This window comes from Promicromonospora sp. NPDC050249, from assembly GCF_040656015.1.
In the GTDB taxonomy this organism is placed as follows: Bacteria; Actinomycetota; Actinomycetes; order Actinomycetales; family Cellulomonadaceae; genus Promicromonospora.
Genome location: NZ_JBFAKY010000006.1, coordinates 1 through 26672, shown reverse-complemented (window position 1 = coordinate 26672; position 26672 = coordinate 1). Strand labels below are relative to the sequence as shown.

Here is a 26672-nt window from a genome sequence, read left to right as displayed (position 1 = left end):
ATTTGCCACCGGGCGCCCGGTCGGTGGGCGCTTCCAGGGGATGACCCCTACACACTGCACGGAATCCTCGGCGTGTCCCGTGCGGTGCGTAGGGGTCGAGCTGCTGACTCTCCGGCCCCCGGGTCAGCTCGCCTGCGCCGCGTTGAGCAGGTCGAGCGCACCGTGCTGGCAGCCGTGTCCCGAGGTCACCGGGACCCGCGGGCCGTTCCAGTGCGGGCCGTACATGTGGAGCGAGTCCCGGTCGTTGGCGTACGCGGTATCGGCCTGCCGATCGAGGTAGGCGCTGTACGGCCGGTCGCCCAGTGCTGCGTTCAGCGTGCCCAGGCCGCGGACGTAGGCGCCCTTGAAGGAGGCGCCGTCGCTGTTGCAGTCGTCGCCCTCGTTCACCTCGCGCAGCACCCCACCCGGGTTCAGGTACGTGGACGACGTCGAGGCGTTCGCCAGGGTGCGTGCGGTGCTGAGCAGGGACGCGTCCCCGGTGGCCCGGTGCAGCTCGGCCAGGGCGCCCAGGATGACGCCCTGGTTGTACGTCCACGTCGGCTGACCGTTGTTGGCGCACGAGTCGTTCAACCCGTCGTTGACCAGGTTGCCGGAGTTGATCATGCCGCTGGCGCGGAACCAGCTCCAGCCCTCCCGGGCGCGCTGCAGGTAGGTGGTGTCGCCGGGGATGCGGTTGTGCAGTGCCGCATTGAGCTGGATGTACAGCTCGTTGGTGATGGCGTTCTTGTACGCGATGCCGGTGTTCCACTGGACGCCGCCGCCGCACTTCGACGTCCAGTAGGCGCGCATGTGGTCGGCGTCGGCCCTGGCTGTGTTCAGGTACCGGCTGTCGCCGGTCAGGTCGTAGGCGGCGATCCAGGCGAGACCCCACCAGCCGGTGTCGTCCAGGTACTCGTTGCGGAACTGGCCGTCACGCGCGTTGACGTTCTTGTCGTAGGTCTGCGCGATCACGTACCGGTAGCTGCCCATCCCGCTGATCCGGGCGTTGTCGATGACGGCGGTCAGCGCGTTCGCACCCGTCCACCAACCGTTGGTCTCGAACAGGCCGGTGTTGCGGTCCCACAGCATCATCAGCGCGGTGGCGGCCGCCGTCGAGCGGCTCCCGGCGTTGCGGTCGTTACGTGCCCAGCCGGTGCAGGCGATCTCCGGCCGGTCGCCCGCCTTGCCGCAGACGCGGAGGGCGCCTATCCCTAAGTTGTTCCAGTCGTCCACGTTGTACATCTGGGTGCGCCAGCCCGCGCTGCCCGCGGGGATCGTGGTGACGCCGAGCCTGCTGCCCGAGGCCCACGTCCGGCCGCCGTCGAACGACCGGTCGAGCCAGACCTCGTCGCCGGCCCGGCCGCCCTCGATGGAGCCCCAGCCCATGACGTCGGGGTCGGAGACGTGGAGCCGGAGCGTCCGGCCGTGGACGGCGGCGCTCACCGGCGTGCGGTCGCCCGCGGCGAGCCCAGGGTCCCGGGCGTCGCAGTAGATGTCGCAGATGACGGCGTCCGGCGCGGCCGGCGACTGCTGTACGGCGTCGGCCCGGGTGACCGGGGAGAGGGGTACGGCCAGGAGGCAGGCAAGGGCCAGGGCCGTCGCCGAGCCGATGGCGCGGCGGATGCCGACATGTCGGCGGGGATCGTCGGAGGGTACTGACAGCGATGTCATCGAAACTCCCTGTGCTCGTCCTTGCTTCGTCATTGGAGTGGTGGAGCGATGGAGCGATCAGACGCGGCACGACCCGAGTCGCGGCCCGACAAGATTCACCCGGAACGGACAACAGGTCAATAGCGTCGGCGGCCCGGATGGGGGACCGGCGCTCGCAGGATGGGGATGGCTCCCCATATCGCGACGGGCGTCGCCTCCGTAGGCTTTCGAGATTCCTGTGACGTGCACCGGGATGCCCGAGGGGAGCGGTAATGGCTGACAGGTTGACGGTCGATGAGGACGCGGTGCCCACGGCGCAGCGGGCAGTGCGTTCGGGCGCCCGGTTCGGAGGCGCGGAGGCATGAGCCCCGAGACCATCGCGCGCTCGGTGCAGCAGCTCAACGCGGCAGGTGTCACCTGGCCGACGACGCACCGGGTGGCCGTCACCGTCCGGCTGGCCGGGCTCGCCGACGTCATAGCACTGGGCGACGGGGTGCTCGAAGGGCCGGAGGCGGCGCGAGCAGCGTTCGGGCACGTGCTGCGCACCGCGGGAAGGGACGCCGACCCAGCCGCGGCGCTCCGCGAGATCTCCAAGGTTCAGCGCGTCCTGTCGGTGATGGAGCAGGCGGCGGCCGACGCGGCGGTGGAGCCGGGCGAGGCGCCGGCGTCCCGGACCCGAGCAGGCTCGACCCCGGCGCCCTCTACCCCCGACCCCACGGCGGCGTCGGGCCCACGTGCCCTGCCGGTCCGGCCCGTCCGGCGGGCAGCCACCGACGGGCCGGCATGACGCCCCGAGAGCTCGCCGCTCTGTGCGAGAGCCGGATCAACGGCCTGAGCCGTATCCGGCAGGCATTCGAGCACGGCGACGTGCCCGAGCACGTCCAGGGGCTGATCGACGACCTGCGGGTCACGGCGTCCGACTGGGACACGGCGGTGAGCCGTCCGCCGGACGGCGACCCCGTGGCGCTCCGGGTCGGCGCCCGGACCGTCCGGGACGGCGTGCCGGGTTTCGGGGCGGTGGCTGATGCGCTCGAGTCCTATGCCTCAGCCCTCGAGTCGGGGCAGGCAAGGCACGGTGCGGGGCTGGCGCAGCTCCGGGCAGCCCGGCAGCGCGCGGCAGACCTCACCGCGGCCGGTGACGCGGACGCGGCCACGGGCGCGGACGCCGGCCCTGAACGAACTGAGGCCGCTTCGTCTGCCGCGATAGCCGTGGTCGACGTCGCCTGCGCGGGCTACGCCGCCTGCCAGGACGCCTACGAGGCCGCGCGCGACGCCGAGGAGGCGCTCTACGCGGCGCTGTCCTACGTCCGCGTCAGACCCTCAGGTCACCGGAGCGACCTGAGCGTCTGACGGCGGACAGCGGCGGACGGGTCCGTTCAGGACGAGCAGGTGTTGAGCAGCGGCTGCAGCGCCGACTTCTCCGCGGCGTCCACGGTGAGGCTCCAGCGGTACTTCGTGCGGATCCACATCTTCGCGTAGGCGCAGTGCGAGCTGGTGAGCGGCGGGACCCACTCGGCGGGGTCGTTGTCGCTCTTCGAGACGTTCACGTTGTCCGTGACGGCGATCAGCTGCGGGCCGGTGAGGTCGTTCGCGAAGTCCTGCCGGCGGCTCGTCGTCCACCCGCTGGCGCCCGAGTGCCACGCCTCGGACAGGGCCACGACGTGGTCGATGTCGATGTCTCCCGGGGCTGTCTCCGTCTTGCCGTCCCACTCGCTGTACCAGCTACCCGACGTCGGGTAGCAGTCGCTGCCGACCACTACGCCGTCGCCGTCGCGCTGCAGGACGGTCTCGCGGGTGGTGCAGCCGTTGACGGTGATCCAGTGCGGGAACATCGTGCGGTCATACGGGGTGGGTGCGCCCTCCGCCCGCACGGTCAGCGCGTTGAGCTCGGACTGAGCCACCGCCTTGGTGGGCAGTCCCGGCGGATAGGCGCCTGCCTGCTGCGGGAACACCACCATCAGCAGTGCGACGAGCGCCAGCGCCGTGACCGCTGCGATCAGCCGGCGGGGGCGAAACTCTCGCCGAGGTTCGTGCTGGACGACGAGCTGCGACATGGGCAGACCTTTCGCGAGACCGATCAGGGCGCGTTCATCGTCGGCGTGGGCGGTGTCGTCCGAATGACCGTGATGTGACGGTTAGCGAAATTTCACCCGTTGTGTCCCATGGTCCGTCGTATCGCTCCGCGACGCAGGGTCCGCCTCCGCCCGGCCGCTCGCGGCGGGTCTGGGGAGACCGCACGAGGGGACCAGGTGGAGGCGGACCCTGAGGGGTCGAGCGGCTCAGGTTGCTCAGCCGGCGCTCAGCACGCCCAGGTAGTAGCCGAGGCCGACCAGGGCGAGGGCACCGAGCGTCTCGATGATGGCGAGCGCGAGGCCCCAGCGAGCGAGCCACAGGTCGAAGCCCTCCTTGCCGGCGCGGGCGACGGCTATCGCGTTCAGGATGACGCCGATGACCGGCAGGGCTGCCAGGAAGAAGGTGAGGAGGCTGAAGACCGCGGTCTGCGGGTCCTCTTCCTCGGCCGCGGCAGCCGGCGCGGCGACGGCGGTCTCGGCGGCCGCGGGGGTCGCGAGGGCCACAGCCGCCTCGGTGACGGCCTCGGCCGGAGACGTCGCGGCAGCGGTCTCGACGGGCGCACTCTCGGCTGCGGGTGCCTCGGCCTCTGCCTTCGCCTCGGACGTCGCCTCCGGCGCGGCGGGCTCGGTCTCCACGACCTCGGTGGCGGTGGCTGCCGCACTCTGGTCGGCAGCGGCCTCGGGAGTCGTGGTGTCGGGCGTGGTCATGTCGGTAGTGCTCCCCTGGTTGCAGGTTTTATGAAATGTCAGGCCATATTGTGGAGTATCCGAATGGTCTTGGATAGACCGGTATCAGCCATTCAAGCGGCAGAGGCCGCCGCTCCTCCGGAACGGCAGCCTCTGTGCTGCTGGTGACGCGTGGTTGCGCCGCCGGGCGCATCGCGGCGCCCGGGCGGTCTCGGCGGGTCAGGCCGCCTGGAGCGTGAGCGCCGCGTAGCCAGCGAGGCCGAACAGCACGAGGTACAGAACCGTGAAGACGATCGAGAGGCCCAGGCCCCACTTCGAGAGCTTGCTGTCGAGGCCCGCCTTGCCTGCCTTCGAGGCGGCGATCGCCGAGACGACGATCCCGATCGGGGGCGCGACGAACGCGAGGATGAAGCCCACGATCGCCAGGGTGTTGGCCTTCGGGTCCTGGGCCGTGCCCTGGTCGGCTGGTGCGCTCGTGGTCTCGCTCATGAGGGACTTTCCTTTCACGGCCACTGTTCCGGCCGTTCGGTTGCGGGCGCAGGTGCGCCCGTCGGGACGCGGGCCAGTGTGAAGCATCACGAGATGTCCACGAAAGGTTTCATTGCGCCGTACGCCCGAATCGTTACCCTTGGCGATCGGGGCGTCATCCGTGACAGGGGCCGGCTCCTCACCCGGGAGACCGGTTCACCCTGGGCGGCCGAAAATTACGCCGCTCGAGTTCACCTGGGCGTGATAGGCCTGTGCAAGGACCCACAACGCACGTACCGCACCACGAAGTGGCGCACCGACCGAGGGGGCGACGCGTGAACGACGAGGCGAAGAAGCCAAGTCCGCACAGTTCCCGCGCGGGTCTGCGCAAGTACTTCCGGACCGCCTGGACCGGTGCGGTCGCCACCGTCATCGCGGTGGGTGTGCTGTTCAGCGCCTCCGCGAGCGTCCCCGCCTCGCACCTCGCCGGCGGGAACGGCGGCGAGCTGCCCATCAGGCTCTACGGTCTGCTGCAGAGCGTCACGGTCGGCGAGACCAAGACCGCCCCCGACGGCGTCACGCTCGCCCAGATCGTCGCCGTCCTCGAGCGGGCCGAGGAGCAGGCGCGGGAACAGGGGCCCAGCTTCAGCCCCACGATCGCGCAGGCCGCCGCAGAGCTCGGCATGCTCTACACGACGTACCAGATGCAGCAGCTGGCCTTCGGCGAGAACAACAAGGGCCTCCGCCTCGAGGACGCGCCGGTGGCGCGCCACGCCCAGGAGGACGCAGAGGATCCGGCTGCGGATGCCGACAACGAGCAGGACAGCAACGAGCAGGACGGCGACGAGCAGGACGGCGACGAGCAGGACGGCAAGGAGCGTGAGCCCGAGGAGCGCGAGGCCCGCCCGGGGCCGCGGACCGACGACGACGCCCCGCCTGCCGTTCAGGTGTCGAACGAGCGCACCTCGGTGATCGACCCGCACGACGAGGACCCGACGGCCGGCTACATCACCTACGACGAGGTGGTGATCGCCGCGGTACGGCTCGCGAACATGCTCGACCCGTCGGTGCCCAACGCGCTCGTCGAGGTCGACGGGCCCGGACAGCGCCAGGGCTTCTCGCTGCGTGAGAGCCTGCTCGACATCGTGAGCACGTTCGGCGGGACCACCACCGGGTACGCGAACGGCCGCATCCCGGCCGACGTGCTGTGCCCCCTGGACTTCGCGTCCGGCCACATGCTGCGCTGTGACGCGGCCGAACGGCTGACGGCGCTCAGTGCGCTGTTCGAGCAGGAGTTCGGCTACCCGATCCCGATCACCGACTCCTACCGCTCCTACGAGGCCCAGGTCACCCTGGCCGGAATCAAGCCGCACCTCGCCGCGATCCCCGGTACGTCGAACCACGGGTGGGGCATCGCGGTCGACCTCGGCAACCCCATCGCAGGCGGCCGCTCACCGGAGTACGTCTGGCTGCGGTTGCACGGCCCGGACTACGGCTGGGACAACCCGTCGTGGGCCCAGCTCGACGGGTCGAAGCCGGAGCCGTGGCACTTCGAGTTCTTCGCTGCCGGGTCGATCCCCAACCGCGCGATCGACCCGTCCGACGTCGGGACCTGGGTGCCGTCGGACGACACGACCCCGCGCTACAAGCCCGCGCTCGACCCGAAGCCGAGCAACGGCTCCGACGACGGCGAGAGCAAGCCGCCGACCTCGAAGCCGTCCGACCGGCCGGGCGACAACCCGCCGTCGCAGAAGCCGCCGAAGCCCACGCCCAAGCCGACGCCGAAGCCGACACCCACGCCGTCGGCGACACCCACCCCGACGCCCACGCCGACTCCGACGGAACCGACCCCGTCGCCGTCTCCGTCCTCACCGAGCCCGTCACCGAGCCCGTCGCCGTCGGACCCCACGTGCCCGGGCGGCGAACCCGAACCGGAGCCGAGCGCCTCGCCCGAGCCGAGCGTCAGCCCAGAGCCGGCGCCCGCGCCGAGCACCGGGGCCGAGGAGCCGGCGGACGACCCGTGCGCGCCTGACGACGGCTCGGAGGCCGACAAGGCCGCCGAGACCACGGAGACCGCCGGGTCCGCGGACGCGAGCGGCGACGGGACGCCGGTCACGGTGACGTCGGCTGCCCTGTCGGCGATCCGTCCCGAGGAGCGCAGCCTGGTCAGGCGGCGAGGACTGATCGCTGCATGACGGCGGAGCAGGTTCCGAGCGACAGCGCCGCGGCGGCTCCCCCGGGAGGCGCTGCCGACGACCCGCGACGGTTCCTGCGGTCCGGGCGGCTCGAGTCGATGCCCCGGAGGTGGCGCGACAAGGTGGCGGTGACTCGCTACCTGGCGACGCAGGTGCTGCCCATCCTGCTGGAGCCGGTGACGGAACGTGACCTGACCGACCGGCTGCACGAGGTCGCGCACGACCCGGTGGGCATGCGGCGTGCGATGGTCGACCACGGTCTGGTGCAGCGCACCCGGGATGGGGCCGAGTACTGGCGTACCGAACGGACCGAGTACGACGTCTGAGTTGCCTGTGGGCGAAGTCTTGACCATATTTCGAGACAACAAAGACTTGTCTTTTCGGGATAGGAAATTTCATGAGCGAAGAACGTGCCGTCGCGGCGCTCGAGGCGGCCGGCATCCCGTTCGAGATGACGCGACACGGTCAGGTCGCTAGCCTCGCTGAGGCCGCCGCCGCGCGCGGTGTCGAGCCGGCGAAGCTGATCAAGACGATCGTGGTGCGCCGGGCGGACGAGGACTACCTCTTCGTGCTCGTCCCGGGTGACCGGCAGATCTCGTGGCCCAAGCTGCGTGCGCTGCTCGGCGTCTCCCGGCTGTCGATGCCGAGCAAGGACGTGGCTTTCGAGGTCACGGGCTATGAGAGGGGAACCATCACTCCGTTCGGGTCGTTCCACAGGTGGCCCGTCGTCGCGGACTCTCGGCTCAGCGAGCCGGGGCCGGTGTCGATCGGCGGAGGTGCTCACGGTGTGGGTGCCACGGTTGACGCCGTTGATCTCACGACGGCGCTCGACGCCACGGTTGCGGACGTGACCGACCCGCTCTGAGACGTTCTCGGGCCGGGATCGAGCAGGCCCGCGGGGGTGCGGAGGCCGGCAGTTCGCCTCCGTGCAACGCGACCGTAACGCCTGGGGGGTGGACGGAAGCCATGTGCCGGGTGAACACTCGCCCTAGGCAATTCTTGCCCCTCTCCATCAAGGAGCGGTCAGAGAGCACCAAGAAGAGTCCAAGTCGCGAGTGCAAGGTCGCCAGTGCAAGGTCGCCGTTGAAAGTCGGTTGGTAAGTCAGTGTCGAACGAAGTCGAGGCCCGACCAATGCAGGACGGAGCGAATGACCCCATGGACCCTCTCCCGTCAGACTCAGCGCAGGACATGGTTCCCGGTCGCCCGGGATCCGGTATCGCCTGCCGGAACACCTACGAGGGCACGGTGCTGACCCTCTGGGGTGACATCGACGCGCTGCTGCGCGAGAACGCGAGCGCGGCGATGGCCACGCTCGCAGCACGACCCGATCCCGACCCCGTCATCGTCGACGCGCGGGACGTCACGTTCATCGACTCCTCCGGGGTGGCCTTCATCCTGCAGGTGTTCGTGCTCGGTGAGGAGACGGGTTCGCCCGTGCTGCTCCGTGAGCCGTCCGCCGTGGTGATGGAGGTCCTGGACATGGTCGGCATCAGTCAGCGGATTCCGGTGGTCCGCAGCGCCGCGGCCAGCGCCTGAGCCGGAACCCGACCCCATCTGGTCGGTCGCGTCCGAACCGTCGGCGGAGTGGCACCCTTGTCCGGTGAAGAACTGGGCAGCGAACCTCACCTACTCCTCCGAGCGCATCGAACGCCCCAGGACCCTCGCGGAGCTCGCCGGCATCGTCGCCGGTGAGCCCCGCGTCCGGGCCCTCGGCTCGCGCCACTCGTTCTGCGACGTCGCCGACACGACGGGCGTGCACGTCCAGCTCGACCTGCTCGACGACGGCAGGCCGTCCCTCGAGGTGGACCCAGGGACGGGCGTCGCATCGGTCCGTGCGGGCCTGCGCTACGGCGAGGTCGCTTCCGGCCTGCACGCCGAGGGCCGGGCCCTGGGCGCCATGGCCTCACTGCCCCACATCTCGGTGGCCGGCGCCGTTGCCACGGGTACCCACGGCTCGGGTGACGGGACGCGCTCGCTCGCGGGCGACGTCGTCGGGGTGGAGCTCATGACCGCCTCCGGCGAGGTGCTGATCCTGCGCCGTGGCGACGCCGACTTCCCCGGCTCCGTGGTGGCGCTCGGCGCCCTCGGCATCGTGACGCGCGTGGAGCTGGCGACCGTGCCGACGTTCGACGTGCGCCAGGACGTCTTCACCGGTCTGCCCTGGGACGCGTTGTTCGAGAACCTCGACGCCGTCATGGGCAGCGCTTACTCCGTCAGCGTCTTCACGAGCTGGTTCGAGCCGGACGTCCGGATGGTCTGGTGCAAGTCGAAGGTCTCGGCCGGCGGCGAGGTGCCAACGCTCCTGGTCGAGCTGGGGGCCACTCCCGCGACCGAGCCCATGCACCCGCTGCCCGACGTCGCCGCCGTCGCGTGCACCGAGCAGGGCGGGGTGCCTGGACCCTGGTTCGAGCGGCTGCCGCACTTCCGGCTCGACTTCACGCCGTCGCTGGGCGAGGAGCTGCAGTCGGAGTACCTCCTGCCGCGTGCGGCGGGGCCCGACGCCGTCCGCGCGCTGCGGGCGCTGGGGGACCGGATCGGCCCGCTGCTGCTGACCTCGGAGATCCGCACCATCGCCGGGGACGACCAGTGGCTCAGCACCACACCGGAGGACAGCCTCGCGCTGCACTTCACCTGGCAGCAGGACTGGCCGGCGGTCCGGGCACTGCTTCCCGAGCTGGAGGCGGCGCTCCTGCCGCTGGGTGCGCGTCCGCACTGGGGCAAGCTGTTCACGGTTCCCGTGGCCGACCTGTCGGGCCTGTACCCGCGCTTCGAGGACTTCGCGGACCTGGCCGCGCGCCTCGATCCGACGGGCAAGTTCCGCGGCGGGTACGTCGAGGAGCTGCTCGCCCGATGAGCCCGATTTCGCGTTCGGGGTGATTTTCTCGGAGGATCAGGGCATGAGCGACGCGCAGAGAGCTACCGCGGAGCCCGAGAAGCGGGAGGAGTTCAGCGGACAGCTGGGATTCATCCTGTCCGCTGTCGGCTCCGCCGTCGGGCTGGGAAACATCTGGCGCTTTCCGGGGGTGGCGTACGAGAACGGTGGAGGCGCGTTCATCGTGCCCTACCTGATCGCGCTGCTGACGGCGGGCATCCCGATCCTGTTCCTGGACTACGCGATCGGGCACCGGTTCCGCGGCGGTGCGCCCCTGGCCCTGCGCAGGGTCAAGCGCTGGCTGGAAGGGCTGGGCTGGTTCCAGGTGGCGATCTGCTTCGTCATCTCCGTCTACTACGCGGTGATCATCGCCTGGGCGCTCAGCTTCTTCGTGTACTCCTTCGACCTGCGCTGGGGCGACGACACGGTGGGCTTCTTCACCGGTGACTACCTCAAGCTGGCCGACGTCGGCGGCGCCGACCCGTGGTTCACCCTGGACTTCGTGCCCGCGGTGCTGATCCCGCTGGCGATCGTGTGGGCGGCGACGATCGTGGTCCTCGCGGCCGGGGTCGCCAAGGGCCTGGAGAAGATCAACCTGGTGTTCATGCCCCTCCTCGTCCTCGCGTTCGGGACGCTCGTCGTCCGGGCGCTCACCCTGCCCGGCGCCGCCGATGGCCTGAACGCGCTGTTCACCCCGGACTGGGGCGCGATGGCCGACCTGAACGTATGGATCGCCGCCTACAGCCAGACCTTCTTCACGCTGTCCGTCGGGTTCGGCATCATGATCACGTACGCCTCCTACCGCCGCCGTCGCGCCAACCTGACGTCGCCCGGCCTGGTCGTCGCGTTCTCCAACTCCGCGTTCGAGGTGTTCGCGGGCATCGGCGTGTTCGCAGGGCTCGGCTTCCTCGCGCACCAGGAGGGGGTCGGCGTGGCAGACCTCGAGGGCATCACCGGGCCCACCCTCGCGTTCATGACATTCCCGGCCCTGGTCTCCCAGATGCCTGCGGGCCCGATCTTCGGGGCGCTGTTCTTCGGCTCGCTCGTCATGGCCGGGTTCATGTCGCTGCTCTCCATCGTGCAGGTCGTCTCGGCGGCGTTCCAGGAAAAGTTCGGCTGGACCCGTAGGCAGGCTTCCGTCCGCGTCGGCGTGCTGTCCGCGGTGCTCTCCGTGCTGGCGTTCTCCACCACCACCGGCCTGGTCGCGCTCGACACCGTCGACCAGTGGGCGAACAACATCGGCATCGTGGTCTCCGCCATCGCGATGTGCGTGCTGCTGGGCTGGGTGCTGCGCCGCACCGAGGAGATGCGCTTCCACCTCAACGCGGTGTCCACGATCCCGGTGGGCCGCTGGTGGTCGTTCTGCGTGGTCGTCCTCGGTCCCGTGGTGCTCGCCGCGATGCTGGTCTCACGGATCGTCAGCCTCGTCCAGGACGGCTACGAGGGGTACGCCGGGTGGTACCTGGTGGTCATGGGGTGGGGCACGGTGGCCCTGCTGTTCGTGTCGGCGTTCGTGCTCACCAAGATGCGGTGGCGCGTCGAGCCCGATGTCTACGACGTATGGCCCACGTTCGGAGGTAAGTCATGAGCACCGCAGCCATCGTCCTGATGGTCATCTCGCTCGTCGTCCTGTGGGGCGGCCTGGCCGCGAGCATCGTCGCCATCGTTCGCCGGCCCGACCGGACGGACTGGCCGAGCGGCGGGGAGGACGATCGGGGACCCGGCGACCGGCCGGAGAAGCCGGTGGAGCACGACACCTGAGCGGCACCCGGCAAGTCGGCCAGCGGCCGGCTTGCCGGGGCATTTACGCAGGCCAGACCGCATAGACGTGGATTAATCGTTAACGAGACGCGCAAAAGATCACAATGTGACATCGGTCTCGATTTTCCGGGTTTACGCCAGGAGGGCGTCACGGTTAGGTGAGACTCGCACACGAGGCGCCCAGTGCGCCGTCGGGTCCTCTGCTCCCCTGATGACGGAGATCTGCCGGGTCGTAGCGCCTCGTGACACACCAACGATCCGACCCAGGAGACCCCTGATGCGCAGGCTTCCCGCCTTCACTGCTGCCACGGCACTTACCGCTGCCGCCCTCGTCCTCACCGCGTGCACCGACGCGTCACAGCAGACCGCTGGTGGTACCGCGAGCGACGAGTCCACCGCCGAGGCATCGTTCGACCCGTCGGCCATCGAGGCCGATGCGGAGATCGCCGCGATGCTCCCGAAGGAGATCGCCGACAAGGGCACGCTGTCCGTCGGTTCCGACACGGCGTACGCGCCGGCGGAGTTCATCGACGTGGACGGCAAGACGCCTGTCGGCTTCGACATCGACACGGTGAGCGCCGTGGCCGCGGTGCTCGGCCTGGAGGCCGACGTCCAGACGGCGGCGTTCGACGGGATCATCCCCGCCATCGGCTCCAAGTACGACGTGGGCATCTCGGCGTTCACCATCACGGACGAGCGCACCGCCGAGGCCAACATGATCAGCTACGCCGTCGCCGGCTCGCAGTTCGGCGTCGCCGCGGACAACCCCGAGGGCTTCGACCCCGAGAATCTGTGCGGCAGCACCATCGGCGTCCAGACCTCGACCATCCAGGACGAGGAGCTCACCGAGGCCGCCAAGGACTGCGAGGACGACGGCGAGGAGCCACTCGACGTCGTGCGCTACGAGTCGCAGGCCGACGTCACCACCAACCTCGTGGGCGGCAAGCTCCAGGCCATGTACGCCGACTCGCCGATCACGGCCTACGCCGTCGAGCAGACCTCCGGCGAGGTCGAGACCATCGGCGAGATCAACGACGCGGCGCCGTACGGCATCGTCGTCGCACAGGACGACGACGAGCTGACCGAGGCCGTGCAGGCCGCGCTGCAGAAGCTCATCGACGACGGCACGCTCGAGGAGATCTTCGCCGGCTGGGGCAGCGAGGGCGTCGTCGTGGACGAGGCCGAGCTCAACCCCGCCGAGTGACCAGCGCCTCCGGACAGAGAAGAGGGGCGAGATGAGCTCCAGCAAGACTCCGGCACCGGGTCACGACCCGGTGCCCAACCGGATCCGTGCGCGACCGGTACCGCGACCCGGCCGCCTCGTCGCGGCGGTGATCGTGCTGGTGCTGGCCGCCATGGCGGCCAACGCCCTGATCACCAACGACAACTTCCGCTGGGATGTCGTCTGGCTCTACCTGCGTGACGTGGTCATCATCCGCGGCGTCCTGTGGACGCTGATCCTCACGTTCGGCTCCATGGTGATCGCCGTGGTGCTCGCGATCACGCTCGCGATGATGCGACGGTCGGACAACCCGGTGATGCGGTGGGTGAGCTGGCTCTGGATCTGGTTCTTCCGCGGCACGCCGATCTACACGCAGCTGATCTTCTGGGGCCTGCTGGCGGTGCTCTACCCGCGGCTGTCGCTGGGGATCCCGTTCGGTCCGGAGTTCTTCTCGTTCCGCACCGAAGATGTCCTCACCGTGTTCTGGCTGGCGCTGTTCGGTCTCGCGTTCAACGAGTCGGCCTACCTTGCCGAGATCATGCGTGCGGGCCTGACCTCCGTGGACCCGGGCCAGGCCGAGGCCGCGAAGGCACTCGGGATGAAGGACGGCAAGATCATGCGCCGCGTGATCCTGCCGCAGGCCATGCGCGTCATCGTGCCCCCGACGGGCAACGAGACGATCTCGATGCTGAAGACGACCTCCCTGGTGGTCGCCGTGCCGCTCACCCTCGAGCTGACGTACGCGACCTCCGCCATGGGCAACCGGCAGTTCCTGACCATCCCGTTCCTGGTCATCGCCGCGATCTGGTACCTGCTCATCACCTCGATCCTGATGGTGGGCCAGCACTACCTGGAGCAGTACTACGGGCGCGGGTTCGGCACCGCCACCGGGCGGCGCGGGCGTGGCAAGGGCCCCGGTGGCCGGCAGGCCGCCATCGCCGCTGCCGGGACCGTGAAAGAAGACGTGAACAGGGAGGTGACGCCATGAGCGTCGACACCGGCTCGACCGCCGCTCCGGCGGACACCACGAACATGGTCTCCGTACGTGCGGTGCACAAGGTGTTCGGCCACGGCCACGACGCCGTGCACGTCCTGAAGGGCGTCGACCTCGACGTCGCGCGGGGCGAGGTCACGGTGATCCTCGGCCCGTCCGGTTCCGGCAAGTCCACCCTCCTGCGCTGCATCAACGAGCTGGAGGAGATCACCGGCGGCTCCGTCGTCGTCGGCGGGGACCTCATGGGGTACCGCAAGGACGCCAAGGGGACCCTCCACAGGCTGCACCCGAAGGCGGTCGCGAAGCAGCGCTCGCGCATCGGGATGGTCTTCCAGCGGTTCCACCTGTTCCCGCACATGACGGCGCTCGAGAACATCATGGAAGCGCCCGTGCAGGTCCGGGGGATGTCGAAGAAGGCGGCGAAGCAGCGCGCGCTCGAGCTCATCGAGCGCGTGGGGCTGTCCGACCGGATGGAGCACTACCCGGCGCAGCTGTCCGGCGGCCAGCAGCAGCGGGTCGCCATCGCCCGGGCGCTCGCGATGGACCCGGAGCTCATGCTGTTCGACGAGCCGACGTCGGCCCTCGACCCCGAGCTGGTGGGCGAGGTGCTGTCGGTGATGCAGGACCTGGCGAAGTCGGGCATGACGATGATCGTGGTGACGCACGAGATCGGGTTCGCCCGTGAGGTGGCCGACCACGTCGTCTTCATGGACGACGGCGTGATCGTCGAGTCCGGCCCGCCGAGCGCGGTCCTGGACGACCCGCAGGAAGAACGCACGCAGAACTTCCTCTCCCACGTCCTCTGACCCCGCCGCTGAGTGCTGGGTACTTGCGGGTCTGAAGCGTTTCAGCCCACGAATACCCAGCACTCAACCAGCGGTGGGGAGGTGGAGGGCGAAGCGGCAGCCGCGCGGCGTGTTGCCGACCGACGCCGTACCGCCGTGGGCCTCGGCCACTCCACGAACTATGGAGAGGCCGAGGCCCGCGCCGCCTCCCGGTACGTTCTCCCGTTCCGGGGTGCGCGCCCCCGAGCTGCGCCAGCCCGCCTCGAAGACGCGGTCGAGGTCCGCCTCCGGGATACCGCCGCACTCGTCCTCGACGGTGATCGTCACGGTCCCCGCCGCCTCCGCGCTGCCGGCCGCGCTCTCCGCGCACGCCACGGCCACCCGGACCGTGCCGTCGGGCCCCGTGTGCCGGATCGCGTTCACCAGCAGGTTCTCCAGCGCGCGTCCGACCTGCTGCGCGTCGAGCGACGTCACCACCGGGTCGGCGACGTCCCACGCCAGCTTCACTCCTCCGGAGTCGGCGAGGGGCTGGGCGGCCGCTATCGCGTCGGAGGCGAGGTCGGCGACGGCCACCGGCTCACGCCGCAGCGTCGCCGTGGGGGACTGGAGCCGGGAGAGGGCGAGCAGGTCGTCGACCATCGCCGCCATCCGCCGGTTCTCGGCGAGGATCCGGGGCACGTGCTCGTGCACCGGGCCGACGCCGTCCTCCAGCGCCTCCGCCAGCGCCCGCACCGCCGCCAGGGGTGTGCGCAGGTCGTGCGACACCCAGGACACCATCTCCCGGCGGCGTACCTCGATCTCGCGATCGCGTTCGCTGGCCGCCTTCTCGGCGGCCGCCTCGGTGGTGACCCTGCGGATCCGCGCGGTCAGCACCAGGCCGACGCCGAGCGCCACCGGCACCGTCGCGAGCAGGAGCAGCAGGACGGTCGTCGAGTCGGCGTCGGACAGGAACATCGCCCGGGCGCTCGCGTAGACGCCCGCAGCCACGGAGCCCACGACGACGAGCGGCGCGAGGGTCGCCGCGAGCCCCACCCGGCGACGGGCCAGGGCGAACAGCGCGACGGCGCCCATCGCGCCGACCACCGCGGCCACGGAGACGGACAGGACGACGCCCTCGAGATCGTTCACGCGCCGTCCTCCCGTCCGGCGGCGGGCGGCGTGGCATCCCACCGGTAGCCGACGCCGAACACCGTCACGAGGCGCGTCGGCCTGGACGGATCGGCCTCGACCTTCTCGCGCAGTCGCCGCACGTGCACCGTCACGGTGGACCGGTCGCCGTACTCCCAGCCCCAGACGCCCCGCATGAGCGCCTCCCGGCCGTGCACCTGACCGGGATGGGTGAGGAACCAGCGCAGCAGCTCGAACTCGCGCACAGTCAGCTGCAGCTCGGACCCGGAGCGGAGGACGCGGTGCGCGGCCTGGTCGAGGCGCAGATCGCCGTCGTACAGGGCGCTGGGCGCCCCTTGGGCGGACGCCAGGCCCTCGACGGGAGGCAGGGACGCTCGTGTCCCCGAGGCGCCCGCCGCGGGCACGACGGCGGCCCCCGCGCGCCGGAGCAGCGACTGCACCCGCAGCACCAGCTCACGCGGGCTGAAGGGTTTGACCACGTAGTCGTCGGCGCCCGTCTCGAGACCGAGCACCCGGTCCTCCTCCTCGCCCCGCGCCGTCAGCATGAGCACCGGCAGGTCGGCTCGGGCGGCACGCAGGCGCCTGCACACCTCCAGGCCGTCGATGCCGGGCAGCATGAGGTCGAGCACCACCGCGTCGGGCGGGTTCTCGGCCGCGGCCGCCAGCGCGGCCGGGCCGTCGGCGGCGTGCTCGGCCACGACACCGGCGCGTTCGAGGTAGGCGACGACCACCTGTGCGACGGTGGCGTCGTCGTCGATCACGAGGACTCGGGCCACTCCTGAAGGGTACGGTCGGTCGACGTGCGGACCCGGGTTCTGGGGTCCTGGTCACCACCTCGGTCACGAACTCGTAAGAACCCGTTCCGAAAGGGCGCAACCCCGGTGGTCCCGGCCTGCGTCTATGGTGCATGACGCAGACGAAGCGACGCGGACGGCGCCGCACACCAGCGCCGGGGCAGGTTTCCGGACACGGCTCCGGGCGGTGCTCGGGATGAGCGAGGTAGCGGTGAGTCCTGGGGTGCAGCCGGGCACCGGCGAGATGGTCGTCGTCCGGAGCGGTGTGGACCCCGTCGTGGACTTCACGGCTTTCGCGCAGGCCAACACTCCTGCGCTGTACCGGATCGCGTATCTGCTCTGCGGTGACCAGCACCGCGCGCAGGACCTCGTGCAGCTCGCCCTCGAGCGGACGTTCAAGGCCTGGAAGAAGGTGGGCGACGGCGACCCGTTCGCCTATGCGCGCCGCGTGCTGGCCACCGCGCGCATCGACACCTGGCGCCGCACCCGTCGCGAGGTGCTCACCGACGACCCGACGAGCAGCACCCGGGTGCGGAGCGCACCGGCGTCGGACGCACAGCTGGCCGAGCGTGACCGTCTCGTCCGTGCGTTGATGTCACTGTCGGTCAAGCAGCGCAGGGTGGTGGTCCTGCGTTACCTCCTGGACCGTTCCGAGTCCGACACCGCGGCCGAGCTGGGCATCTCCACCGGCACGGTCAAGTCCACCGCCTCACGCGCCTTGGCGCGGCTGCGCACCCTCGTGGTGTCCGACGGCGAAGGGAGCCGATCATGAACGTGCACGACATCCACTCGAAGCAGGACGCAGCGATGATGGCCGGCCTCCGCGCGGCCGGCTCGACCATCGAGCCGCCCACCTCGCTGGACCCGACGACCATGGCGGTGCGTGCGGTGCGGAACGTCCGCCGACGCCGGATGGTGGTCGCGGCCACGGCGAGCGTGGCGGCGCTCGCGCTCACCGGCGCGGGCATCGGTGCGGTCGGCGCGATCTATGCCGACCGGCAGGGGCCGTTGCCCGGCACGGTCAAGACGACCGCCGAGTCGGCCCGGCCGACCGCGCCGCCGGCCAGCGCCAGCCCTTCGCCCAGCCCGAGCGGTGGGCCGGACCCCGCACCCACGGAGTACCTGGAGACCGGCGGCGGGACGCTGCCGGTGCTGCCGGGTGTGGAGCGCGGCGTCGTCGAGGAGGGCGGGCACGCCCCCTACATCCTCGGCGGCCTCTGGTACGAGGTGCCGCCGGGCGGCTGGTACGCGGTCGGCGACGTCAACGCGGGCGGCGTCGCCGGATGGCTGGACCCGGACCACCCGGAGGCCGCCGACTTCGGCGAGTCCGGGACGATCGACGACATGGACGCCACCATCGAGCTGCGGAACGTGTTCGACGTCGCCGGCTGGACCGTTCCGGCGAAGGACTCGGGCGCGACGACGCTCGACATCGAGGGCGCCGACCTCGTCGTCATCGAGGAGCACAAGAGGGAGGGCAAGGTCCGCCCGGTGACGATCAGGCTCCGCAGTGGTGACGAGGGCTGGGTGATCGAGACCCGCTTCGCGGCGGACGAGCAGGGCGACACCATGCTGCGGAACTTCGTGGGGAACCTCTGGCTCAAGGAGCAGGGCGCGCCCGACTGGTACCAGCCCGAGTTCTCGACCCCGGTCCTCGACGCCATCGAGCGCGGGGTACCTGCCGGCTGGGTGCGGACCGAGCACAACGGCCTGAAGTTCGCGGTGCCGAAGGGATGGGCCGACAAGAGGACGGACGGTGAGTTCTCACCGGGCGTCGAGTGGACCGGGCCGACGATCACGCACGTGGACCCGGGCGTCGACGCGGAGACCCTCGAGTCGTGGACGGACGCCTCCGAGAAGGAGAAGGCACGCGCGGCCGAGGAGATGGAGTGGCCCGAACGCGTCTACGTGCAGGGTGGCAAGCCCGGCGGCAACTGGTGGACCCGGAGCATGGACGCGCCCCAGTCCCAGATGATCGACGTCCCTGGCGCCGACTACGCGGAGGTTCTGCCGACCGCCCACAACGCGGGTGGTGAGGTCGACTACTACTGGCTGAACATCTACCTCCATCAGGAGGACCAGGGCGAGAACCTGTTCCTCGTCGTCGAGTTCGACGGTACCGAGCAGGGTCTGAAGGACCTCCATACCTTCCTGGGGACGCTCGACTTCCGGCGGTGACCTTCCGGCGGTGACGGCGCAGTGCGCGCGGACTCGGCTCGGGCTCAACTCGGGCTCGAAAAAGAAATCGTGGAACTGGATGGAACCTTCGGCCTCGCCGGCCCGTGTTCCGTTCGTGACAGTCACGAGTCCGCGCGCACTAGCGCCAGAGTCCCGGGTCCCCAAGCCCGTGACCCTGCATGTCGTGCGCGCCGACTCCAGCTCTGCGGACGACCTGGAGACCGTGACCACCGAGCAGAACACCCCAGACTCCCTATCCACGACGACGCCGGACCTGGTGTCGGGCGGCGCCCCCGTGAAGACCGATGCCGTGCAGACCGATACCGTTCCGGCCACCCGGCCGCTCACGGTGGTCCGAGGTGGGGCGGCGGACGTCGATGACGTAGCCTCGCTGCCCGTGCGGACAGACCGGCCCACGGCCACTCACGCGCGCAGGAACGCCCAGATCTCGAAGAACGAAGAGTTCACCGCGTTCATGCGAGAGGCAAGAGATCCCCTCCACCGGATGGCCTTCCTCCTGAGCGGTGATGCGCACCGCGCGGAGGAGCTCACCCAGCAGACCTTCGAGCGGTGCTACCGGCACTGGCACAAGGCAAGGGCGGGAGACCCGCTGGTCTATGCCCGGCGGGTCCTGGCCAACCTGCGCATCGACGCCTGGCGCCGCACCCGGCGCGAGGTGCTGACCGGCCCCGACGACCTGCCCCAGGACGACGTGCGCGTCGCCCGTGCGGCAGCCCGGATGCCGACACGCACGGTGGACGACCGCGACGCCGTCGTACGCGCCCTCCTGCGTCTACCCCTGAAGCAGCGCCGTGTCGTGGTGCTGCGTCACCTGCTGGACCTGTCGGAGTCCGAGGTGTCGAGCGAGCTCGGCATACCTCTCGGCACCGTGAAGTCCACCGCCTCGCGCGGCCTCGCCCACCTGCGCGCGATCCTCGACATCGATTCACTGGGCGGAACCCGATGAACATGAACTCCTCCCACGGCGCCCCCGACGACGACTTCGTCGCACGGGTCCGCGAGTCGGCGCACGCTGCGGTACCCGCGTCGACGCTGGACCTGAACAGCGTCCTGCGGTCGAGCCGTCGCAAGCAGGCCACACGGCGCGCGAGCGTGACGCTGGCGTCGACGCTGGCGCTCGCGACGGTGGGCGCGGGGGCAGCGGGTGCGCTCCCTGGCATCCCGGGTCTCTGGAGCAGTGAGCCGGTCCAGGTCGCGCCCAGCAGCGCGGGACCGACGGCCGAGGGAGAGGTGATGGTCGAGCCGCCCGCGCCGTCGCCCACCGACCTCCCGGCGCAGGATCCGGAGGCGAGGCTCGCCTACCTCGCGCCAGGCGTGCGCACGGTGGCAGCGCCCGCGGTGTACCCCGTCGACAGGAACACCGTGGTGCTCGACCTCGGTCTGGACGCGGGGGGTGGCGACCGTTATCTCGCGGTGGTGACCCTGGCGAAGATCGACGGGCACCACAGCGCCACCGATCTGGAGCTGCTCGCCGGTGGCGACACCGCCCTCCAGAACCTCCGCGCGGGGAACCTCGGTGGGACCTTGCTGTGGCGAGGCGTCACGTCCGACGCGATGGTCCTGCCGACCGACGGCGGACCGGCGCTCGTGTTCGGCTTCTCCGGCGCGGTGGAAGGGGACCAGTTCCTGGTCTTCGACGACGCGGCGACCGGTGGTGCCGCGGGCGCGCAGGGGGCGCCCGCGTCACCGGAGCCCGAGGATGCGGCGTCGGGCGCACCGGAAGCGGGCACGTCGCTCCGGGTCACGCCGTTCGACGTGCTCGGCGACGGCAGCGTGTGGATGCGGGTCCTGCAGGTCGACCGTTCGACGGCGGAGCCACGCGGGTTCGTCTACGCGAACCAGGACACGTGGAGCGCCTCGTGGTGCCACAGCACGTCTCCCGAGTGCGCGGTCATCCACGACGTGGCGGGCGAGTCCGTGGAGACGCCGAAGGCCGTCGCACCCGCGCCTATGGTCGCCAAGCTCGTCCCGCTGCTGGCCGAGGACGCCGCGGCGAACGAGGTCCTCGCGATGGAGACCTGCGTCGCGCAGCGCACCGGCAAGGGGTGGGCGGCGCCGCCACAGCTGACCGGCAAGTCGTTCGGTCAGGCGCCGAAGGGTGTGGACGCCGACGTCTGGCGGCTGTGCCTGATCGACATGAGCGAGGCACTGCAGGTCGCCTCGACGAGCGAGGCTCCGCCGCCCGGCGGCGTGACGCCGAGCCCGGCTCCGAGCAAGGAGCCGACACAAGCTCCCGAGGACGAGGATCCCCTCGGCCTCGGCGCACTCCTGGAGGGACTCTTCGGGGGTTAGGACTTCCCGGTCCACGTCTCGTCTGGGGAGATGGCGTGGGCCGGGAACACACGGGACGGGCCGAGGCAGAGTCTGGGGATCTGCCTCGGCCCGTTCCATTTCTCCGGCCGGTTTCGGCCCTGCCGCGTCCTCGGCCGGTGCGGGCCGGCCGTCAGCAGGCTTCGTCCGGCCTACTCGCCCTCCTCGCAGGCCGTGCCGTTGCCGTTGCCGTCGAGGTGGGGCATGTAGCCCGGCTGCCCGTTCTGGAGCGGTGCGGCGCCGGCCGCGCGGACCGCGTCGCAGTTCCAGTAGAAGACGGTGCCAGGGCCCCCTCCACCGTTCCCGTTGTTCTCCTGCTCTTCCTGCTGCTGTTCCTGTTCTTGCTGCTGCTGCTCCTGTTGCTGCTGTTGCTGCGTGAGCGCCTTCTCGCGCTCCTCGAGCTGCGCCTCGCGGTCGCCCAGCGCCTGCTCGCGCGCTGCCACCTCGTCACGCTGCCTGTCGATCTGGGCGCGCTGCTCCTCGATCTCGGCCTGGTTCGCCTCCATCTCCGAGCGGATGTTCTGGGCGTCGGCGATCGCCTGGTTCGCGTCAGCCTGCTGGCCGGCGGTGACGATCACGCCGATGATCACGCCGAGCGCGATACCGGCGATCGCGACGGCGATCATGATGCCGACACCTGGCGGACGCGGACCTCGACGTCCGGGCGCGCCGGGGCGCGGTCCAGCGGGCGCCGGCGCGACCGCGACGGGCGCTGACATCACCGTCCCGCCGGGTCCGGTGCGGTTCGCGTCGTCGATGCTCAGCGGGCCGGGGCCCGGTCGGGACGGGGGCGCCGACGGGCCGGCGGCCGCGGCGGAGCCCTTGCCACCCAGACCCTTGAGCGCGGCGAGCACGCCGGTCGTCGGGCCCTTCTTCGGCCCCTCCGGGGGTGGTGGCGGTGGCGCCATCCCGGGATGCGGCGGGTAGACGGGCTGCGGGCCGGAGCCGGGGCGGGGCGGGGCCACGGGAGCGCTGATCGGCGCCATGGTCATGGTCGAGCCCATCGCCTCCGCCGCCGACATGCCGGGCGCCGACGGCACTGCTGAGGCCGGGCGGGCCGGCGGCGCGCTGATCACCTGGATCGCGACGGTCCTCGTGTCACCGCCCGCGCCCGCGCCCGCGCCCGCGGGGACGACAGCCGGCGGGGTGGAGCCGGGAGAAACGGGGGGTGCGGGTGGCCCAGGTGGTGCGGGTGGCGCTGTTATGCGGGTCTCGGCGTCGGGCTGGGGGGCGTCGGGTCGGTCGACCCAGTAGTTCCAACCGGGCGGGGCCGGAGGCCACGACGGGTCGGGAGCCCAGGCGGAATCGGGCCGGAATCCCGGGGGCACCTGCCAACCCGGAGGCGGGTTGAAGCGCACGGGCATGGTTGCTCCTTCGATACGGTCGGCCCCACTATCGGCCATCCAGGCGGTTCGGCGCCAGAACCAGGCGCCACGACTAGGGGTCTAACCGGACATATCTACCGCCTGCGAGGGTGACAGTAGCGCGCTTGTGTCAGGGGTCACTGGTAGACCTGGGGGCATGTTCCTCCTGGAGCGAGACGACGCAGGCACTCTCGTGCACTCCGCAAGCGACCTGGTGATCGCCGGCGAGTGCGAGTTCCGCCTGCTGAGACGCCTTGACGAGCTCCTGGGTCGCAGCCCGCGCCGGCCGCGGGAGGAGGACGAGATGCTCGCCCGCACCGCGGCACTCGGTGAGGACCACGAACGGCGGGTTCTCGACGGTCACCTCCGCACCTTCGGCCCGGCCGACGCCGGACGCCCTGGCGGTGTCCTCGAGGTCCCGGCCGCGCGGCGTATGGCCCGCGACGAGCTGATCGAGGCGCACTCGCGCACGCTGGCCGCGATGGAGCATGGCGCCGACGTCGTCTACCAGGCCTCGTTCTTCGACGGCCGGTTCCACGGCCGCGCAGACTTCCTGGTACGCGACCCGCTCGGCGAGATGGTGGGCGGGGTCGGGGCACCTCAGCCGCGCTATGCGGTGCACGACTCGAAACTGGCGCGCCGCACCAAGGTGCGTGCCCTGCTCCAGCTCGCCGCGTACGCCGACCAGCTCATGGACGCGCGGATCGACCCGACCGACGAGGTCCACCTCGTGCTCGGTACGGGGGAGACGACGTCGCACCGGCTGGCCGACCTGCTGCCCGTCTTCCGCAAGCGGCGCACCCGGCTCGTCGAGGTCCTGGACTCCCACGTGGCCGACGACGCGCCGGTGACCTGGGACGACGGCCGCTACCTGGCCTGCGGCAAGCTCCGCAGCTGCCCGGACTGTGCAGAGGCAGCCACCCAGGCCCGCGACGTCCTGCTGGTCGGCGGGGTGTACGGCGTGCAGCGGTCGAGGCTGTCCGAGGCCGGTATCTCCACCATCGACGCCCTGGCGACCGCAGAGGCGCCGCCCGACGGCATGGCCGTCGCCCGCTTCGAGAACCTGCGCGCCCAGGCGCGCCTCCAGCTCGGGCTCGACGACGGCGACGGTTCGGTAGTGCTCGACCACCTGCCCGACGGTGTCGACCCGGACGGGCCCGACGCACGGCTCCGCTGGCAGCTCACCGCGACGGAGGCCATCGACCGGCTCCCGCCACCGAGCGCGGGTGACGTGTTCTTCGACTTCGAGGGCGACCCCCTGTGGGAGGAGGCCCGCCTGCCGGGGGACGACCAGGCACGGGCCATGGGGCTCGACTACCTGTTCGGCTGGGTCGAACGCCCCGGTCCGGACGACGGGACCCCGCCTTTCCACGGCCTCTGGGCCGACGACCTGGCGGGCGAGCGCGCTGCGCTGGTCCAGTTCGTCGACTATCTCGACGCGCGCCGCCAGACCTACCCTGACCTGCACGTCTACCACTATGCGCCCTACGAGAAGACGCATCTGCTCTCGATCGCGGCACGGCACGGGGTGTACGAGGACGAGGTGGACCAGCTCCTCCGCGACGGTGTGCTGGTCGACCTCTACGCGGTGGTCCGGTCGTGCCTGCGCATCTCGAACCGGTCGAAGTCGATCAAGAAGCTCGAACCGCTCTACATGCAGGACGACCCGGCGCGGGAGGGGGTCACGAGCGCGACCGCCTCGGTCACGGAGTATGCGGAGTACGCGAAGCTCGCCGCTGACGGGGCGGAGCGGGCGGTCGAGCTGAAGCAGCGGATCCTGGACTACAACGAGTACGACTGTCGGTCTACGTTGCGGCTCCTCCAGTGGTTGAGGGATGCACGGTCCTCCGTGGGCGGTTCCGTCGAGACCGGGTCCGCCGGGTCGGCCGTGGGGAGCGAGAACGCGCGCGCGGATGCGTTCACGGGCCCCAGGGGGCCCTCCACTTCGGGAAGGAATACATCCGCGCGCGCATTCTCGCTCCCCACGGCCTTCGTTGCTGACTCGCCTTCTGGGGATGGTGAGCCCGCGTCGGGTGCTGGTGCGGGTGGGGTGGCGGGGGTACCACCGTTGGTCGAGCCTGTCGGGACCTCCGGGGAGTCGGCTCGGGTTGTGGCTCGGCGGGAGGGGCGGGAGCGGCGGCTGGCGCTGGCTGCCGAGATCTCCGCTCGGGCGGGGGAGAACCGGGGGGAACGGTCGCTCGAGGTGCAGGCGCTCGCGTTGCTGGGAGCCGCCGTCGGGTACTACCAGCGGGAGGACAAGCCGTTCTGGCAGGAGCACTACGCGAGACTTGAGCTTCCGCTCGACGAATGGCCTGGCCGGAGGTCGACGTTCCACGTGGAACGTTCGACCGTGCTGCGCGACTGGGGTCTCGTGGGGCGCGATCGGCTGCCCTCACGGGAGATCGAGCTGGTGGGCCGCATGCTCGACGGTTCACGGGTCGACGGGTCCGATCTCGGCGTCGGGAACACGGTGCACGTGCTGTACGACCAGCCCGTGCCTGCCGTCGTCGGCGAGTTGGAGGCACGGGCCGTGCGGGGTGAGCATTCCGGCGGCTTGATCCAGGAGATTCGGGAACCCGCCGAGCGGGGCGACGTGCCTCGCGGACGCGACGTCGTCGTGCTGCGGGAGCGGCTGTCCGGGGGAGCGGAGCCGCACGAACAGGCACCTGTCGCCCTGGCGCCGCATTGCGGACCAGCGCGCGACGCGCAGGAGCGGGCGGTAGAGGAGGCCGCTCGGGCAGCACTCGCCGCGTGGGACACGGACCGGACGCTGCCCGACGGGGCCGCGGTCGATCTGCTGCGCAGACGGCAGCCACGGCTGGTCGGCGGGGCACTGCCCGAGCTTGGCGGCGAACGGGACGGCGGTCTCGATCTCGAGGCTGCGGTGCACGCGGCTGTCGAGCGGCTCGACCGTTCCTACCTCGCCGTGCAGGGCCCGCCCGGCACCGGCAAGACCCATGTCGGTTCGCACGTCATCGCCAAGCTGGTGGGCGCCGGCTGGCGGGTGGGCGTGGTGGCCCAGTCGCACGCGGCGGTCGAGAACATGCTGAGCGCCGTGGTCGACAAGGCGGACGTGCCTGCCGAGCTCGTGGCGAAGAAACAACGGGCGAAGGGCGCCGAGCAGGTCAGCGGTCAGCCGTGGCAGGAGCTGTCGAGCACCCAGCTCGCGGACTTCGCGGCGAACAGCTCGAGCGGTTGCGTGGTGGGCGGCACCGCGTGGGACTTCGCGCACGAGCGCTGGCCCGACGAAGGGCTCGACCTGCTCGTCATCGACGAGGCCGGCCAGTTCTCGCTCGCCGACACGATCGCCGTCGGCCGGTCCGCTCAGCGGCTCCTGCTGCTCGGCGACCCGCAACAGCTGCCGCAGGTCAGCCAGGGTAAGCACCCCGAACCCGTTGACGAGTCGGCGCTCGCCTGGCTCACGGCCGGCAGTGCCGTGCTTCCGGACGGGCTCGGCTACCTGCTGCCCGAGTCGTGGCGCATGCACCCCGCCGTCTGCGCCGCGGTGTCCCAGCTCTCGTACGCCGGACGCCTCTCGGCCCATCCGGTCACGACCACACGATCGCTCGACGGGGTGACGCCCGGAGTGCAGCACGTCCCGGTAGCGCACGAGGGGCGCTCGACGTCGTCCCCCGAGGAAGCCGCCGAGGTGGTGCACCAGGTGCGGAACGTGCTCGGGCGCACGTGGACGCCGGGCGGCGGCGGGCCGTCCCGCCCGCTCGGGGTCGACGACGTCGTGGTGGTCGCCGCGTACAACGCGCAGGTCAACCTGGTCCGCCAGGCGCTGCGCGACGCCGGTCTCGGCGGCGTACCGGTCGGCACCGTCGACATGTTCCAGGGACGGGAGGCGCCGGTGGCGATCCTGACGCTCGCCGCCTCGACGCCCGACGACGTCTCCCGGGGCATGGGCTTCCTGCTGTCGCGCAACCGCATCAACGTGGCGGTCTCGCGCGCGCAGTGGCACGCGGTGGTCATCTCGTCGCCCCGGCTCACCGACTACCTTCCGGGAGACCTGGAGGCCGACGGCGTCCGCCGCCTCATGGAGCTGGGCGGATTCCTGCGTCTCATCGGCGGCTGATCGCCGCCGGTCAAGACAGCAGTCCGGTGACCTCCCCGTCGGCGCCGGCCTGCGGGACGCGATAGTCGGCAACCGCGGCATCATCCTGGTGATCGGCTATGTGGCGGCCGTGG

24 protein-coding genes are annotated in these 26672 nt (G+C 70.9%); 17 read left to right on the top strand and 7 right to left on the bottom strand.

The genetic code is table 11. The features are described from left to right. Positions 1 to 123 precede the first annotated feature (123 nt). A complete protein-coding gene (locus tag AB0I32_RS06225; protein ID WP_357503969.1) occupies positions 124 to 1650 on the bottom strand; it encodes a glycoside hydrolase family 76 protein in 1527 nt (508 codons plus the stop codon). Positions 1651 to 1990: 340 nt separating this feature from the next. Here AB0I32_RS06225 and AB0I32_RS06220 point away from each other — a divergent pair, with 340 nt between their 5' ends. Together AB0I32_RS06220 and AB0I32_RS06215 are read left to right on the top strand one after the other, a co-directional pair. Further along, complete coding sequence (locus AB0I32_RS06220; RefSeq protein WP_357503967.1) at positions 1991 to 2416, top strand: hypothetical protein; 426 nt, start codon at positions 1991 to 1993, stop codon at positions 2414 to 2416. Then, on the top strand, positions 2413 to 2979 hold the full coding sequence (locus AB0I32_RS06215) for a hypothetical protein (protein WP_357503965.1): 567 nt from the start codon (positions 2413 to 2415) through the stop codon (positions 2977 to 2979). The genes AB0I32_RS06220 and AB0I32_RS06215 overlap by 4 nt, the downstream gene beginning before the upstream one ends. 26 nt (positions 2980 to 3005) lie before the next feature. On the opposite strand, the gene AB0I32_RS06210 is transcribed toward AB0I32_RS06215, so the two are convergent. The 3 genes from AB0I32_RS06210 to AB0I32_RS06200 form a co-directional block, all read right to left on the bottom strand. Then, positions 3006 to 3683: an HNH endonuclease family protein gene (locus AB0I32_RS06210; protein ID WP_357503963.1), complete on the bottom strand. Its 678-nt coding sequence runs from the start codon at positions 3681 to 3683 to the stop codon at positions 3006 to 3008. 234 nt (positions 3684 to 3917) lie between these two features. Next, positions 3918 to 4409 (bottom strand): hypothetical protein, encoded by a 492-nt coding sequence (locus AB0I32_RS06205; RefSeq protein WP_357503961.1) that lies wholly within the window; start codon positions 4407 to 4409, stop codon positions 3918 to 3920. A gap of 198 nt (positions 4410 to 4607) precedes the next feature. Then, a complete protein-coding gene (locus AB0I32_RS06200; protein WP_357503959.1) occupies positions 4608 to 4877 on the bottom strand; it encodes a hypothetical protein in 270 nt (89 codons plus the stop codon). A gap of 314 nt (positions 4878 to 5191) precedes the next feature. Here AB0I32_RS06200 and AB0I32_RS06195 point away from each other — a divergent pair, with 314 nt between their 5' ends. The 10 genes from AB0I32_RS06195 (at position 5192) to AB0I32_RS06150 (ending at position 14707) form a co-directional block, all read left to right on the top strand. Continuing rightward, positions 5192 to 7051, top strand: a complete 1860-nt coding sequence (locus tag AB0I32_RS06195) for a D-alanyl-D-alanine carboxypeptidase family protein (protein ID WP_357503957.1) — start codon at positions 5192 to 5194, stop codon at positions 7049 to 7051. Beyond that, positions 7048 to 7377, top strand: a complete 330-nt coding sequence (locus tag AB0I32_RS06190) for a DUF2087 domain-containing protein (RefSeq protein WP_357503955.1) — start codon at positions 7048 to 7050, stop codon at positions 7375 to 7377. Before AB0I32_RS06195 ends, AB0I32_RS06190 begins: the two co-directional genes overlap by 4 nt. A 71-nt stretch (positions 7378 to 7448) precedes the next feature. After that, positions 7449 to 7916 (top strand): YbaK/EbsC family protein, encoded by a 468-nt coding sequence (locus AB0I32_RS06185; RefSeq protein ID WP_357503953.1) that lies wholly within the window; start codon positions 7449 to 7451, stop codon positions 7914 to 7916. Positions 7917 to 8207: 291 nt separating this feature from the next. Then, complete coding sequence (locus AB0I32_RS06180; RefSeq protein ID WP_357503951.1) at positions 8208 to 8588, top strand: STAS domain-containing protein; 381 nt, start codon at positions 8208 to 8210, stop codon at positions 8586 to 8588. A 64-nt stretch (positions 8589 to 8652) separates the two neighbouring features. Beyond that, on the top strand, positions 8653 to 9906 hold the full coding sequence (locus AB0I32_RS06175; protein WP_357503949.1) for a D-arabinono-1,4-lactone oxidase: 1254 nt from the start codon (positions 8653 to 8655) through the stop codon (positions 9904 to 9906). Positions 9907 to 9949: 43 nt separating this feature from the next. Continuing rightward, complete coding sequence (locus AB0I32_RS06170; protein ID WP_357503947.1) at positions 9950 to 11512, top strand: sodium-dependent transporter; 1563 nt, start codon at positions 9950 to 9952, stop codon at positions 11510 to 11512. Further along, positions 11509 to 11685: a methionine/alanine import family NSS transporter small subunit gene (locus tag AB0I32_RS06165; protein ID WP_357503945.1), complete on the top strand. Its 177-nt coding sequence runs from the start codon at positions 11509 to 11511 to the stop codon at positions 11683 to 11685. Before AB0I32_RS06170 ends, AB0I32_RS06165 begins: the two co-directional genes overlap by 4 nt. Before the next feature lie 277 nt (positions 11686 to 11962). Continuing rightward, a complete protein-coding gene (locus AB0I32_RS06160) occupies positions 11963 to 12889 on the top strand; it encodes an ABC transporter substrate-binding protein (RefSeq protein ID WP_357503943.1) in 927 nt (308 codons plus the stop codon). A 31-nt stretch (positions 12890 to 12920) separates the two neighbouring features. Then, positions 12921 to 13895, top strand: coding sequence for an amino acid ABC transporter permease (locus AB0I32_RS06155; RefSeq protein WP_357503940.1), 975 nt, complete (start codon positions 12921 to 12923; stop codon positions 13893 to 13895). Between the two features lie 44 nt (positions 13896 to 13939). Continuing rightward, positions 13940 to 14707, top strand: a complete 768-nt coding sequence (locus tag AB0I32_RS06150; protein ID WP_357504283.1) for an amino acid ABC transporter ATP-binding protein — start codon at positions 13940 to 13942, stop codon at positions 14705 to 14707. A gap of 63 nt (positions 14708 to 14770) precedes the next feature. Here the strand turns inward: AB0I32_RS06150 and AB0I32_RS06145 are convergent, their stop codons facing one another. Both AB0I32_RS06145 and AB0I32_RS06140 read right to left on the bottom strand, forming a co-directional pair. After that, positions 14771 to 15814: a HAMP domain-containing sensor histidine kinase gene (locus tag AB0I32_RS06145; protein ID WP_357503939.1), complete on the bottom strand. Its 1044-nt coding sequence runs from the start codon at positions 15812 to 15814 to the stop codon at positions 14771 to 14773. Beyond that, the gene (locus AB0I32_RS06140) at positions 15811 to 16590 is read right to left on the bottom strand and encodes a response regulator transcription factor (RefSeq protein ID WP_357503937.1); all 780 of its coding nucleotides are present in this window, start codon (positions 16588 to 16590) and stop codon (positions 15811 to 15813) included. Before AB0I32_RS06140 ends, AB0I32_RS06145 begins: the two co-directional genes overlap by 4 nt. Before the next feature lie 214 nt (positions 16591 to 16804). Here AB0I32_RS06140 and AB0I32_RS06135 point away from each other — a divergent pair, with 214 nt between their 5' ends. The 4 genes from AB0I32_RS06135 to AB0I32_RS06120 all read left to right on the top strand — a co-directional run bounded on the left by AB0I32_RS06135 (position 16805) and on the right by AB0I32_RS06120 (position 21099). After that, the gene (locus tag AB0I32_RS06135; RefSeq protein WP_357503936.1) at positions 16805 to 17380 is read left to right on the top strand and encodes a SigE family RNA polymerase sigma factor; all 576 of its coding nucleotides are present in this window, start codon (positions 16805 to 16807) and stop codon (positions 17378 to 17380) included. Further along, positions 17377 to 18786 (top strand): hypothetical protein, encoded by a 1410-nt coding sequence (locus AB0I32_RS06130; protein ID WP_357503934.1) that lies wholly within the window; start codon positions 17377 to 17379, stop codon positions 18784 to 18786. The genes AB0I32_RS06135 and AB0I32_RS06130 overlap by 4 nt, the downstream gene beginning before the upstream one ends. A gap of 184 nt (positions 18787 to 18970) precedes the next feature. Further along, the gene (locus AB0I32_RS06125; RefSeq protein WP_357503932.1) at positions 18971 to 19753 is read left to right on the top strand and encodes a SigE family RNA polymerase sigma factor; all 783 of its coding nucleotides are present in this window, start codon (positions 18971 to 18973) and stop codon (positions 19751 to 19753) included. 2 nt (positions 19754 to 19755) lie between these two features. Then, a complete protein-coding gene (locus AB0I32_RS06120) occupies positions 19756 to 21099 on the top strand; it encodes a hypothetical protein (RefSeq protein WP_357503930.1) in 1344 nt (447 codons plus the stop codon). Between the two features lie 170 nt (positions 21100 to 21269). Here AB0I32_RS06120 and AB0I32_RS06115 read toward each other — a convergent pair whose 3' ends face one another. Next, positions 21270 to 22481: an excalibur calcium-binding domain-containing protein gene (locus tag AB0I32_RS06115; RefSeq protein WP_357503928.1), complete on the bottom strand. Its 1212-nt coding sequence runs from the start codon at positions 22479 to 22481 to the stop codon at positions 21270 to 21272. 157 nt (positions 22482 to 22638) lie between these two features. Here AB0I32_RS06115 and AB0I32_RS06110 point away from each other — a divergent pair, with 157 nt between their 5' ends. Continuing rightward, a complete protein-coding gene (locus AB0I32_RS06110; RefSeq protein ID WP_357503926.1) occupies positions 22639 to 26559 on the top strand; it encodes a TM0106 family RecB-like putative nuclease in 3921 nt (1306 codons plus the stop codon). Positions 26560 to 26672 lie beyond the last annotated feature (113 nt).